Below are 13,786 nucleotides of genomic sequence, written 5' to 3' on the forward strand. Positions count from 1 at the left end.
GGCTTGACCGCCCATGAGCCAAGGGCTCAGGACCCAGGCCGGCGCCACGAGGAAAGACATGGCAAATACACCTTCGGCCATCAAGGCCGTCCGCAAGATCGAATCCCGCACCAAGACCAACATTGCGCGCCGCTCGCGCGTGCGCACCTTCCTGCGCAAGGTCGAGGAAGCGATCGCCACCGGCGACAAGGACGCAGCCGCCGCAGCGCTGCGCGCCGCCCAGCCCGAACTGCAGCGCGCCGCCGGCAAGGGCGTGTTCCACAAGAACATGGCCAATCGCAAGATTTCCCGTCTCGCGCAGCGCATCAAGGCGCTCGGCGCCTGATTTCGCCTATCGGCCCGATCGAGTATCGGGTTTGAGAACAAGTTTCCAAGGCCCCCGCAAGGGGGCCTTTTGCTTGTCCGGCCCACGACTGATTCTCATGACAATTCCGACATCGCCCTGTCATTTTAGCGAGCCGAACGGCGCTGGGCGGGCGGGGCGGAAAAAATAATCCGATGGGACTCAAGACGGACCGATCGCGATTCCGTGTTGAGTCCCATACCCTTAATTTTCCGCAACCAGCCGGGCCCCTCCGCCCTTTCGCCGCAAGTGACGAGTCAAGCTCGAATTTGAAAAAAAGGACGGTTGTGCGCAAAAATTTGGCTGTCTAAAATGCCCCCGTTGGATCAGAAAGAGGGCGGCGACGGACCAGTCTAACGCCACCCTCCCAGGGCAAGCCGGGGAAACAGAATGCATAAGCTGAATCACGTACGGCTTCTGACGAGTCGCTACACTGATTTGACTTTATATTCGCATCGACTGGCTGCCGCGTAAGCTGACAAAGACGGGATTCCGTCTTTTTCTTTGGCGCCTTGCGCCGATTTCAATTTGTAACAACAGGGTTCTGCACAAGATCATCTTGTGCAGCGTCGTAAACTATTGTCCCGACCAACGGGACACAATGGGGAAACAGGGGTGTCGCCGGGGGCAGGCGGCACGTTGAAGGAAAGAGGCAAAACCAATGGATTCGATGGCGGCAGCGGATCGCGCGGCATGGGAGACAGCCGGGAAAAAGGCGGGCGCGGCCCCGCGCAACTCTGCAAAGACAAGCAAAGGGGACACCACGATGACCATGGACACCGATCAGGTCTGGCTCCGCGCCCGGGCGCGGCTTCGGGCAGCGGTGGGCGAGGACATCTTCACCTCCTGGTTCGCGCGGCTCGAACTGGAAGAGGTGGTCGGGGACCTGGCCCATCTTTCGGTGCCGACCCGGTTCCTGTGTTCCTGGATCCAGTCCAACTATGTCGAAAAGATCCTCGAAGCGTTCCGCCACGAGGACGAGTCCATTGGCCGGCTGCACGTCACCGTGCGGGTGACGGGACAGGCGCGGCCCCGACTGGTGAGCTCTGCCGATCCGGTGGTCGAAGCCGACGCCGCCGCGCCGGTGCTCGAAGCGCGCCCGTCCCCGGCGCTGGCAGCGGTGCAACCTTCGGGCGGGTTGCGGGCCGATGCGCTGTCGGGCTCGGCGCTCGACCGCAAGCTGACCTTTGACAGTTTTGTCGCCGGTGGCGCCAACGAAATGGCGCTCGGGGTGGCCCGGCAGGTGGCTTCGGCCGCCGCCAACAATGTGGTGACCTTCAACCCGGTCTATATCCATTCCTCGGTGGGGCTGGGCAAGACGCACCTTCTGAACGCCATCGCCTGGGCGGCGGGGGCCTCGGACACCGCGCGCAACATTGTCTATCTGACCGCCGACCATTTCATGTATCACTTCATCACGGCGGTGAAGAGCCAGTCGGCGCTGGCCTTCAAGGAATGGCTGCGGCGCATCGACCTTTTGCTGATCGACGACATGCAGTTCCTGCAGGGCAAATCGGCCACCGAATTCGGCCACACGCTGTCGAGCCTGATTTCGGGCACCAAGCAGGTGGTGGTGGCGGGCGATGCGCCCCCGCGCGACCTCGAAATGCTCGATGATCGCGTACGCTCGCGGCTGTCGGGGGGGCTGGTGATTCCCATCGCCCCGTTCGACGCAGACCTGCGCCGCGCCATCGTGCACAAGCGCGCCGCCCAGGCGGCAAGCCGGTTCACCGGGCTGAACTTTCCCGATCCGGTCATCGATTTCGTCGCCCGCTCGATCGTCAGCCATGGGCGCGACCTCGACGGGGCGGTCAACCGCCTTGTCGCCGCCAACCAGCTGACCGGCGAGCCGATCACCGTGGGGCTGGCGGAAAAGACGCTGCAGGACCTGATGCGCTCGCGCGACACGGCGCGGGTGCGCATCGAGGACATCCTCAAGATCGTCGCCCGCCACTACAAGGTGCCGCGCAACGAATTGCTGTCGGCCCGCCGCTCGCGCGACGTGGTGCGACCGCGCCAGATCGCCATGTATCTGGCCAAGGCGCTCACCTCACGCTCGCTGCCCGAAATCGGCCGCCGCTTTGGAGGCCGCGACCACACCACGGTGCTGCACTCGGTGCGCAAGGTCGAGCAGCTGATGAGCGAGGACGGGGAGCTGACCCAGGAAATCGAACTGCTCCGGCGCATGCTGGAGGAGTGAGCGGCGGCGGCCTGTGACGGGCTCACACAATCGCTCCGATGGAGCGATTGTGGCTGCGAACGCGCGGAGGCCCGACTCACCGGGTCGGGGCTGCGGGTTTGATTAGCCGAAATTGGTTGCGCGCTGATAGGCTGCGCACCCCTCACCCCCGGCCCCTCTCCCTCAAGGGGAGAGGGGGGGGCTCTTGGTTTCAACGCTGAAGATCTGCCGAAACGCCGCCAAGATCGGCTCCCGGTCGCGCGGACAGGCGGCGCCCCCTCATCCGCCTCGCTTCGCGGCCCACTTTCGTCATTTAAATCTCTCCACTGGAGAGATTTACCCTTCGGGACACTCCTCAATCCCTCAAGGGGAGAAGGGAAAACGCAGGCGGTTGCTGATATTTCCTCCTTCAGTCCCGGTTCCTCTTCTACGAGGAATTTGGGGGACGCGCCTGCCACCGGCCCGGGAAAGGGCCGGGGCGCTGCCGGTTACTGGATCCCGGGTCTTCGCCCGGGATGACGGGGTGGGAGCGGCGGTGTTGTGGAAAGGGCCGAGACGTCGGGGGTGGAAAATCGGAGTGGGCAGCGGGAAGCCGCCACTTGTAATCTCCATCCCCCTCGGGACCAGCGGCAGCCCGTGGCTCACGGGGGTCTCTCAGCGCGGTCATCCCGGGCGAAGACCCGGGATCCAGTAACCGGCAGAGTTGAGTGTCGGCTTCGGCCTTGCCGCTCATGCACCGTCCTGCAGGTTGGTACAATCCGGACATCCTCGTCCCGCACCTGTGAAATTCCACCAGTTTTCGCTCCAACCGGTCCCCTGCGGCTGGCTGGCCCCTTGTTTTTTTTCGCCTGCCGATGCAGGGTCCTCACCCCGCCTTTCGGGCCGGATGCCGCCCGGATGGGCGGGGGGAACAGACCAGTTTCGATCAGGGTAACGAGAGACACGCGATGAAGGTCACGCTCGAGCGCAACCATCTGCTGAAATCATTGGGCCATGTGCACAGGGTGGTCGAGCGACGCAACACCTATCCGATCCTGGCCAACGTGCTGATGAGCGCCACCGGCGAGGGGCTGGACCTGCGGGCCACCGACCTCGATATCGAGGTGACCGAGACCGTGCCGGCCATAACCGGAACGCCGGGCACCACCACCGTGCCGGCCCATACGCTCTATGAAATCGTGCGCAAGCTTTCGGACGGGGCCGAAGTGGTTCTGGAAACCGACGGCAACGACCAGATGCAGATCATTTCCGGGCGCTCGCGCTTCCATCTGGCGTGCCTCAATCCCGATGGTTTCCCCGATCTGAAATCGGGGGCGTTCAGCCACAGTTTCTCCATTCCTGTCGACACGCTCAAGGACCTGATCGAGCGCACCCAGTTTGCGATTTCCAACGAGGAAACGCGCTATTATCTCAACGGCATTTTCGTCCACACCGTGGACGGGCCGGACGGGGTGGTGATGCGCGCGGTGGCGACCGACGGACACCGGCTGGCGCGGGTGGAGACGGAAACGCCGCAGGGCTCGGCGGGCATGCCGGGGATCATCATTCCCCGCAAGACCGTCGCCGAAGTGCTCAAGCTGCTCGACGGGCTGGAAGACCCGATCGCGGTGGAGTTGTCGGACACGAAAATCCGCTTCACGCTGGGCGGGGTGGTGCTGCTTTCCAAGCTGATCGAAGGCAGTTTCCCCGATTACGAGCGCGTGACCCCCAAGAACAACGACAAGGCTTTGCTGGTCGATCGCGACAGCCTGGCGCGGGCCGTCGATCGGGTGTCGACCATTGCCTCGGAACGCGGCGGCAAGGCGGTCAAGCTGTCGCTGTCACCCGGCCAGCTCGAATTGTCGGTGACCAACCCCGACCATGGCACGGCCAATGAGGAACTGCCGGTCGAATTTGAGATCGACAGCTTCGAGATCGGCTTTAACGCCCGCTATCTGCTCGAAATCATCTCCCAGATCCGCAGCGAAAACGCGAGCTTTCTGTTCAACGATGCCGGCTCGCCAACCCTGGTCAAGGAAGAAGGGGAGACCAAGGCGCTGTTCGTGCTGATGCCGATGCGGGTGTGATCATCCCCCAGCGTTCCCTCTCCCGTCTGCGCCTGTCCGGTTTCCGCAATTATCTGAGCGCCGCGCTCGACCCCGATGCCCGCCACGTGGTGCTGACCGGGGAGAATGGCGCGGGCAAGACCAATCTCATCGAGGCGATTTCGCTGCTGGCCCCGGGACGGGGCCTGCGACGTGCCCCGTTCGATACGCTGGCGCTGGCCGGGGGTGACGGGCACTGGGGCGTGGCGGCGACGATTGAAACCCCGTTCGGGCCGGTCGATATCGGCACCGGGGCAAGCGGTGAAGGGGCCGGGCGACGGGTGCGCATCAACGGCGCCAATGCCCGCGCCGTCGAAGATCTGAGCGATCACATCAGGGTGCTGTGGCTGACCCCGTCCATGGACGGGCTGTTTACCGGCCCGGCCAGCGAGCGGCGGCGGTTTCTCGACCGGCTGGTCACGACGCTCCATCCGGGCCATTCCGGGGCGGTGAGCGATTTTGAAAAGGCCATGCGCCAGCGCAACCGGCTGCTCGAAGACAATCGCGACCCGGCCTGGCTGACGGCGATCGAGACCCAGATGGCGGAACTGGCCAGTGCCATCCATTTCGCGCGCACCGATTCGCTGAGCCATTTGCAGGCGCTGATGGACAAGAGCGTCGCCGATACCGGTTTTCCCGCGGCGCTGCTGGCGATCACGCCGCTGCTCGACGGCGATATCCCCGAAACCGCGAGCGGGCTGGAAGCGCGGCTGGCGCAGGTGTGGCGGGAAAACCGCAACCTTGATCGCGCCGCCGGACGCACCACATGGGGACCACACAGGATCGATCTTCAGGTGACCCACGCGCCCAAGGCCATGCCGGCGAGCGTGTGTTCGACCGGGGAGCAAAAGGCGCTGCTGATCGGGCTGGTGCTGATTCATGCGCGATTGGTGGCGGCGATGACGGGCATTGCCCCAATCCTGCTGCTCGACGAAATCGCCGCCCATCTCGATCCGACGCGCCGTCGCGCCCTGTTCGATGCCCTCGATCTTTTGGGCAGCCAATGCTGGATGACCGGCACCGATGCCGTGCTGTTTGCCGATCTGGGCCCCAGGGCCCAACATTTCACCGTCGAGTCCGGTCAGGTGCGTCCAGCCGGCTGAAAATAACCGCCCAAAACCCGAATAAAGCCCAAATTGCTTGGGGATAACGTCCCGATCGGGTAGAACTAAGATAACTCCTAACAAGGCTGATTCTTTTGTCGATGAGCGATACGCCCCCGATTCCCTCCGATGCAGATTATGGCGCCGATTCCATCAAGGTCCTGCGCGGCCTCGATGCGGTGAGAAAGCGCCCGGGCATGTATATCGGGGATACCGATGACGGCACCGGCCTGCATCACATGGTCACCGAAGTGGTCGACAACGCCATCGACGAGGCGCTGGCCGGCCATGCGGACATCGTGACCGTGACCCTCAATGCCGACGGGTCGGTGACGGTGACCGATAATGGCCGCGGCATCCCCACCGGCATCCACAAGGAAGAGGGTGTCTCGGCAGCCGAAGTGATCATGACCCAGCTGCACGCGGGCGGAAAGTTCGACCAGAACTCCTACAAGGTGTCGGGCGGACTGCACGGAGTGGGCGTCTCCGTGGTCAACGCGCTGTCGGTCTGGCTCAAGCTGAAAATCCGGCAGAACGGCAAGATCCACGAGATCAACTTTACCCATGGGGTGGCCGATGCCCCGCTTGCCATCACCGGCGAGTATGAGGGCCGGTCGGGAACCGAGGTGAGCTTCATGCCGTCCTCGGAAACCTTCACCATGATCGAGTTCGATTTCAAGACGCTTGAACACCGGCTGCGTGAACTGGCGTTCCTCAACTCGGGCGTGCACATTGTGCTGCGCGACAACCGCCACCCCGAAAAGGTGGAAACCGACCTGTTTTACGAGGGCGGTCTGGAAGCGTTTGTGCGCTATCTCGACAAGAGCAAGACCGCGCTGTTCGACAAGCCGATCACGCTTTTGTCGGACAAGGACGGCATCACCGTCGAGGTCGCCCTGTGGTGGAACGACAGCTATCACGAAAATGTGCTGTGCTTTACCAACAACATCCCGCAGCGCGATGGCGGCACCCATCTGGCCGGTCTTCGCAGCGCGCTGACCCGGCAGGTGACGGGCTACGCCGACCAGTCGGGCATTCTCAAGCGCGAAAAGGTCTCGCTGACCGGCGACGACACCCGCGAAGGGCTGACCTGCGTGCTGTCGGTCAAGGTGCCCGACCCCAAATTCTCGTCGCAGACCAAGGACAAGCTGGTGTCCTCGGAAGTGCGCCCCGCCGTGGAAAGCGTGGTCAACGAAAAGCTCAACCAGTGGTTTGAGGAAAACCCGACCGAAGCGCGGTCCATCGTCTCCAAGGTTGCCGAAGCCGCCGCCGCCCGCGAAGCGGCGCGCAAGGCGCGCGAATTGACCCGCCGCAAATCGGCGCTGGAAATTTCCTCGCTGCCGGGCAAGCTGGCCGACTGTCAGGAACGCGACCCGGCCAAGGCCGAAATCTTCATCGTGGAAGGGGACTCCGCCGGGGGCTCGGCCAAGCAGGGGCGCGATCGCGCCACCCAGGCCGTGCTGCCGCTGCGCGGCAAGATTCTCAACGTCGAGCGGGCCCGCTTCGATCGCATGATCTCATCGGATCAGGTGGGCACGCTGATCACGGCGCTGGGCACCGGCATCGGACGGGAAGAATTCGATCCCGACAAGCTGCGCTACCACAAGATCATCATCATGACGGACGCCGACGTCGACGGCGCGCATATCCGCACCCTGTTGCTGACGTTCTTTTACCGGCAGATGCCGGAAATCATCGAGCGCGGGCACCTCTATATCGCCCAGCCGCCGCTGTACAAGGTGACGCGCGGGCGCTCGGAGCAGTATCTCAAGGACGAGCGCGCCCATGAGGATTACCTGTTGGCGGGCGGTTCGGACGACGCGGTGCTGACGACGCGGTCCGGCGCAGCCCATGCAGGGGCTGACCTGCTGGGCATTGTCGAACAGGCCCGCGACCTCAATCACCTGATCGACAACCAGAACGCCCGCTATAACCGCCAGATGATCGAACAGGCCGCCGTGGTCGGTGCGCTCGATCCCGAGGCGATGGAAAACCCCGAGGCCGCCAAGGCGCTGGCCGACCGGGTCGCCAACCGGCTCAACCGCATGTCCGACGAAATGGAGCGGACCTGGGAAGGCGAGATCGACGGCGAAGGCGGCTATGTGTTTTCCCGCGTGGTGCGCGGTGTTGCCGAAACCTACACGCTCGATGCGGCGCTGCTGGGCTCGGCAGATGCGCGCAAGCTGCGCAATCTGGCCGGCAAGCTCGACGAAATCTATGGCGGCGTGCCGACCCTGGCCCGCAAGGACCAGACCCACGAGGTCTATGGGCCGCGGTCGCTGTTCCAGATCGTGATGGCGGCGGGCGGCAAGGGCGTCTCGATGCAGCGCTACAAGGGGCTGGGCGAAATGAACGCCGAGCAATTGTGGGAAACGACCATGGATCCGGATGGCCGCACCTTGCTGCAGGTGCAAATCCGGGAGACGGACGACGCGGATTCGATCTTCTCGCAGCTGATGGGCGATCTGGTCGAACCACGCCGCGAATTCATCCAGGATAACGCGCTCTCGGTGTCCAATCTCGATATCTGACCACGACACCGGGAGACCGCATGGGGGGGCGAAACGCGTGGACGGAGCAGGCCGGGGCACAGTTTGCGCCCGGCGCGGCGTGTTGCCCGGCAACCACACCGGGCGCCAAGAGTGGAAAACCCCACATAAACCGGCCACATTTGCCCGCGATAGCCTTAGGCGCTCAGGAACCGCAACACGGATTGGCGCTTTTGCCAGTCATGCGCCGTGAGCGCTGCCGAGTTTTGTGGTTCGGAACGCCGGCTTAGGATATCCTGTCGAGACAGCGCCGCCGCAACGTCCGCGTCCCGACCTTTGTTCTACATGATGGCCCGAAAGTAATCTTTGATGGATCTTCGCCTCTCGCCCGATGATCGCGTCGATACCGGCGCACAGCGCAAGTCCGGAGCGCGCCGCGCCGCAGCGACGACATCGCCGCGCGCGCCCAAGGGATCGCAGCCGCGCAAGCCCCGGAAAGCCCAGCGCGTGAAAAAGCGGCGCGGCGGCGCGATGAAATTCATCGTCGGGCTGGCCTATTTCTGCTTTTCCATCCTACTGCTGGGCGGGGTCGCGGCGGCGGGGATCATCGTCTATTACGGTCAGGGGCTGGGCTCTTCGGAAACCTGGGAAGTGCCCCAGCGGCCCCCCAATATCAGGGTGCTCGCCTCCAACGGGCAGCTGCTGACCAATCGCGGCCAGACCGGCGGGGAGGCTGTGGGCATCCACGAGTTGCCCGTTTATGTGGGCCAGGCCGTGGTCGCCAATGAAGACCGGCGTTTTTACAGCCACTTTGGCGTCGACCCATTGGGACTGATCTCGGTGGGGCTGGAATCGGTGCGGGCCGGGCGCATGACCCGTGGCGCCTCGACCATCACCCAGCAGGTGGCCAAGAACCTGTTCCTCACCCCCGACCAGACCCTGGGCCGCAAGGTGCAGGAAGCATTGCTGTCGATATGGCTGGAACAGAACTACACCAAGGACCAGATTCTCGAACTCTATCTCAACAGGGTGCATTTCGGCTCGGGCTCGACCGGCATCGAAGCCGCGGCGCAGACCTATTTCGGCATTTCCGCGCGCAACCTGTCGCTGGGCCAGGCCGCCATGCTGGCCGGCATCCTGCCCGCGCCGAGCTATTACAACCCCAAAAGCCACCCCGACCGCGCTTCCGATCGCCAGCGGGTCTCGCTCTCCAACATGGTGCGCGCCGGCTATATCACCCAGGAACAGGCCGACGCCGCCGCCGCGGACGTTGACGCCCATATCACCACCCAGCGGGTGGCGGGGGCCGAGTTCTACGTCGCCGACTGGGTCGAAACGCTGATGAACGACTATCTGGGCGAGGTGAACCAGGACGTCGTGGTCTCGACCACGCTCGACTGGGAGCTGCAAAAGCACGCCGAATTCGTCGTCAAGGAGGCGATCGCCGAACTGGGACAAGACCGCAGCTTCTCGCAGGCCGCCTTTGTGGCCATGGATACCGATGGCCGGGTGAAGGCGCTGATCGGCGGGGTCGACTACAACCAGAGCGCCTATAACCGCGCGGTGACGGCGCGGCGGCAGCCCGGATCGGCCTTCAAGCCCTTCGTCTATCTGGCGGCCCTCCAGCAGGGCTATACGCCCGATACGCTGATGGTCGACGAGCCGCTCGACTATAATGGCTGGCGGCCGGAAAACTCCAATGGCCGCTATGTGGGCCCGGTGCTGCTGCGCGATGCGCTGGCCTTCTCCATCAACACCGTGGCGGCGCGGCTGGCCATCGATATCGGCCCGGAAAACGTCGTCGAAACCGCCTATCGCATGGGCTTTTCCTCCAACTTCCAGGCGGTGCCCGCCATTGCGCTGGGTACCCAGGAAGTGTCGCTGCTGGAGCTGACCGCCGCCTTTGCCCCATTTGCCAATGGCGGCTATGGGGTGATCGCCAACGTCATCACCCGGATCACCACCGTGGACGGCGAAGTGCTGTTCGAAGCGGTGCCGTCGGGGCCGGGGCGAATCCTGACCGACGAGCATGTGGGCATGATGAACGACATGCTCCAGACCGGCGTGCAGGCTGGCACGGGCCGCAGCGCCCAGCTCGGTAACTGGCCGATGGCCGGCAAGACCGGAACGTCCCAGCGCAACCGTGACGCGGTGTTTGTGGGCTATACCGCGCAATTGGTGGGCGGGGTCTGGCTGGGCAATGACGACGATACGCCAACCCGCGTGTTCGGCGGCCAGGTGCCCGCCCAGATCTGGCGTGACGTGATGGCCAAGGGCCATGAGGGTCTCACGGTGGCCAATCTGCCGGGCCACTATGTAAAGCTGCAGGACCGGGGGGCAGTGCCGATGCAGGACAGCGTGCCGCCGACCGGGCAGCCGATCACCATCGACCAGATCCAGACGCCGCTGGGCGGCCAGCCCATCCAGCAGCCAATGGACGCCTTCCCGCAGCCGGTGCCCGTGCAACCGCAGGGCGGCGACGGGATCGGCAATCTGCTCAACAATCTGTTTGGTGGGTAATCACAGCGCCATCAGCGCCGCGCCATGGGTCTTGAGCCAGCCCTGCCCCTTTTCGTAATCGGGCAGGGCGCGCGCCACCGTGCGCCAGAACACCGGGCGGTGGTTCATCTCAAGGATATGGGCAACCTCATGGGCGGCGACATAGTCGAGCACATGGGGCGGGGCCAGGATCAGACGCCAGTTGAAATTGAGCGTGCGCGCCGACGAACACGACCCCCAGCGGGTCGACTGATCGCGGATGGAAATCCCGGCGACCTGAACGCCAAGGGTTTGCGCATGGCGGGCGCAGGCCCTGTCGAGATCGGCGCGGGCTTCGGATTTGAGCCAGTCGACCAGCCGCCGGCGCATGTGATCGGCACCGCCGGGGACGTGCAGGTGCGGGCCGTCCTCGGCCTCCACGCGGGTCACCACGCCCCGGATGCGCTCGATGCTGACGAGACGATGGGGTTCGCCGCGCAAGGGGATGATGCCGCCGGGAGCAAGGGAATAAGGGCTGTCAAACCGCGCCAGCCGGGCTTCGAGCCAGCCGCGATTGCGCAACAGGAAGGCTTCGGCCTCGGGCCAGCGCCCGCCGCGCGGCACGGTCAGCAGCGCTTCGCCCCGGGGGCTGAGCGACAGGCGGTAGGATCGGGCATTGGCGTTGACCCGAACGGTGACCGTCAGCGGCCCGGCTCCCACCTCGATCGAGGTGGACGCGGGAATGGACCGGCGGGACAGGCTGGGCAGCGCCAAGGCTGAAACTCTCCACACTCTTGCTGGAAGCGCGTCAGGCGCGAATCGATATCGGGCCATTATGGCCGGGGCGGCGGGGCAAGGCAGCACCAAACACAGCAAAAAGGCGGCACGGCGGAAATCCGCCAGCCGCCTCATGTCCCGAGACTGGGAAAAGGTCGCCTTGGGTGGAGGGGAACCCAAGGCGCGGCTCACGGAACCCGGAGGGAGGAGGAAAGGTTCCGGAGCCGATTGCAATGACGCCGGCCCGAAGGCCGGCGAGTGGGATCAGTATCCCTGACGGGTGCCGCCCTCATCGTGGCGCGGGGCAGTGTCGTCGGTGCGTGCGGCGTTGCGATCGCGCATGAAGCGGTCGAACTCCTCGCGGTCCCGGGCCTTGTGCAGATTGGCCAGGTACTCTTCGAACGCGGCGCGTTCTTCTTCGAGGCGGCGGCGTTCCTCTTCGAGCCGGTTGAGCTGCTCGTCACGATAGTGATCGAACGCGGCATTGCCGGTCGAGGCATGGAACGGATGGGCATGCCACCCGCTGCGCCGCGATTTGAAGCCTTGCTTCTGCTTGGCGACCCAGCTCTGAGCTTTTTCGCCGCTGCCGCCGAAATATTCGCCCCACAGGATATAGGCGAGCACGGCCATGCCAAGCGGCCAGAAAATGATAAAGCCGAGAACCATCAGGGCGATGGTCAGCGGCGACCATTCGGGTTTGATAATTGCAGTGGTGTTCATCGAGGTCTCTCCAGTCTCGTACAAGACCAAATCTGGTGCGCGAACGCTCCGCATCAAGAGCGAAGCAGAAATTTTCTGCATCTTGAAATCTGCTATAAGACTACCCATGCCGACTTTCACCGTGAGCTTTGATCCATGACCGATACCGCACAATCGGGCCCCGCCTATCTGGCGCGGAGCCCCAATCCCATGCGGCTGGAAACGCTGGTGCTGCTGCGCTGGCTGGCTATTTCGGGCCAGCTCGGCTCGGTGGTGTTCGTGCGCTATGGGCTGGGCTACGACATGGCGCTGGGCGCCTGCCTGCTGCTCATCGGGCTGTCGGTATTGCTCAATGCGGTGCTGTTGATTCGATACGGCCCGGGGCACCGCCCCTCGACCCGACTGGCCTTTTTGCAACTGGCCTATGACAGTTTGCAACTGGGGGGCCTGCTCTATCTGACCGGGGGGCTGGGCAATCCCTTTGCCATCCTGCTGCTCGCGCCGGTCTCGGTATCGGCTTCGACGCTGGCGTCGCGCGAAACCATCTGGCTGGGGCTGCTGGTGGGCCTGATCGCCAGTCTCTTGGCGCTGGTGCATTTGCCGCTGCCCTGGGAAACTCCGGCAGGGTTCGAGCCGCCGAGCATGTATCTGATCGGGGTGTGGGTGGCGATCCTGTGCGCGGTGGGATTTGTGGCCGGATACACCAACCGGGTGGCCCATGAAGCCCGGCAATTGGTAGATGCGCTAACCGTTACCGAGTTGGCGTTGTCGCGCCAGCAGCAATTGTCGGCGCTGGACGGGCTGGCGGCGGCAGCGGCGCATGAATTGGGCACACCGCTGGCCACCATCGCGCTGGCCGCCAAGGAAATCCGCCGTGACCATTCGGAAGGCGAGCTGGCCGAAGACCTCGATCTGATCATCGAACAGGTGGCCCGCTGCCGCGCCATATTGGGCAAGCTGCGCAACCTGCGGCCCAGCGGCTCGGACCTGTTCGACACCGCCACGCTGTCCGACATCATTGCCGAACTGGCCAAGGCCCATGAAGCGCCGGCAGCGGTGGAAGGCAAGACCATCACCCTGGCCCAGTCGCGCTCCCAGCACGCCGAGCCGGTGATCACCCGCAATGTCGCCCTGCTCTACGGGCTGGGCAATATCATTGAAAACGCCGTGCAGTTCGCCAACAGCGAAGTGACCATCCGCGCCGTGTGGGACGGACGGCGGGTGATGATCGCCATCATGGATGACGGGCCGGGCTTTCCGCCCGATCTGCTGAGCCGGTTGGGCGAACCCTATCTCACCACCCGCACCCGCGACCGGGACGATCCGCGCCGCCCGGACGGGGCCGGGGGATTGGGGTTGGGGGTGTTCATTGCCAAGACGCTGCTGGAGCGCACCGGGGCGACGCTGAAGTTTTTCAACGCCCGACCCAACGGCCATGCCTGCGTCGAAATCCGCTGGCCGCACGACATTCTGGTGCGCGACGTATAGCTTTGACGTTTCAGTCGAAATTAGCGATAAACGGAGGAAAGGACCCAGGCCAATGACCGATATCACCGATCTTCCCGAGGCCGACCGCACCCTGCTGCTGGTCGATGACGACAAGCCGTTTCTGACCCGGCTCGAACGCGCCATGG

The 13,786-nt window shown here is 64.2% G+C and carries 9 protein-coding genes; 7 read left to right on the forward strand and 2 right to left on the reverse strand.

Annotated elements, in window-relative coordinates; translation table 11 throughout:
• The first annotated feature begins 58 nt into the window (after window positions 1-58).
• From rpsT to VNS12_RS00215, 6 genes are all read left to right on the forward strand, one after another.
• Complete coding sequence (rpsT, locus tag VNS12_RS00190) at window positions 59-325, forward strand: 30S ribosomal protein S20 (protein ID WP_325485818.1); 267 nt, start codon at window positions 59-61, stop codon at window positions 323-325.
• Between the two features lie 784 nt (window positions 326-1,109).
• Window positions 1,110-2,543 (forward strand): chromosomal replication initiator protein DnaA, encoded by a 1,434-nt coding sequence (dnaA, locus tag VNS12_RS00195; protein WP_325485819.1) that lies wholly within the window; start codon window positions 1,110-1,112, stop codon window positions 2,541-2,543.
• A 926-nt stretch (window positions 2,544-3,469) separates the two neighbouring features.
• Window positions 3,470-4,588, forward strand: a complete 1,119-nt coding sequence (gene dnaN, locus VNS12_RS00200; RefSeq protein ID WP_325485820.1) for a DNA polymerase III subunit beta — start codon at window positions 3,470-3,472, stop codon at window positions 4,586-4,588.
• A gap of 2 nt (window positions 4,589-4,590) precedes the next feature.
• Complete coding sequence (gene recF, locus VNS12_RS00205; protein ID WP_414693032.1) at window positions 4,591-5,709, forward strand: DNA replication/repair protein RecF; 1,119 nt, start codon at window positions 4,591-4,593, stop codon at window positions 5,707-5,709.
• Window positions 5,710-5,810: 101 nt separating this feature from the next.
• Entirely contained in the window at window positions 5,811-8,240 is a 2,430-nt protein-coding gene (gene gyrB, locus VNS12_RS00210; protein WP_325485822.1) for a DNA topoisomerase (ATP-hydrolyzing) subunit B, read from the forward strand.
• A gap of 327 nt (window positions 8,241-8,567) precedes the next feature.
• Complete coding sequence (locus VNS12_RS00215) at window positions 8,568-10,718, forward strand: transglycosylase domain-containing protein (protein WP_325485823.1); 2,151 nt, start codon at window positions 8,568-8,570, stop codon at window positions 10,716-10,718.
• On the opposite strand, the gene VNS12_RS00220 is transcribed toward VNS12_RS00215, so the two are convergent.
• Both VNS12_RS00220 and VNS12_RS00225 read right to left on the reverse strand, forming a co-directional pair.
• The gene (locus tag VNS12_RS00220) at window positions 10,719-11,450 is read right to left on the reverse strand and encodes a M48 family metallopeptidase (protein WP_325485824.1); all 732 of its coding nucleotides are present in this window, start codon (window positions 11,448-11,450) and stop codon (window positions 10,719-10,721) included. It lies immediately after the preceding gene.
• Between the two features lie 267 nt (window positions 11,451-11,717).
• Window positions 11,718-12,173, reverse strand: a complete 456-nt coding sequence (locus tag VNS12_RS00225) for a DUF2852 domain-containing protein (RefSeq protein WP_325485825.1) — start codon at window positions 12,171-12,173, stop codon at window positions 11,718-11,720.
• A 135-nt stretch (window positions 12,174-12,308) separates the two neighbouring features.
• On the opposite strand from VNS12_RS00225, the gene VNS12_RS00230 reads away from it, so the two are divergent.
• Window positions 12,309-13,640, forward strand: a complete 1,332-nt coding sequence (locus VNS12_RS00230; protein ID WP_325485826.1) for an ActS/PrrB/RegB family redox-sensitive histidine kinase — start codon at window positions 12,309-12,311, stop codon at window positions 13,638-13,640.
• The last annotated feature ends 146 nt before the right edge of the window (window positions 13,641-13,786 follow it).

Origin of the sequence: Pelagibacterium sp. (assembly GCF_035555455.1) — a bacterium.
Lineage (GTDB): Bacteria > Pseudomonadota > Alphaproteobacteria > Rhizobiales > Devosiaceae > Pelagibacterium.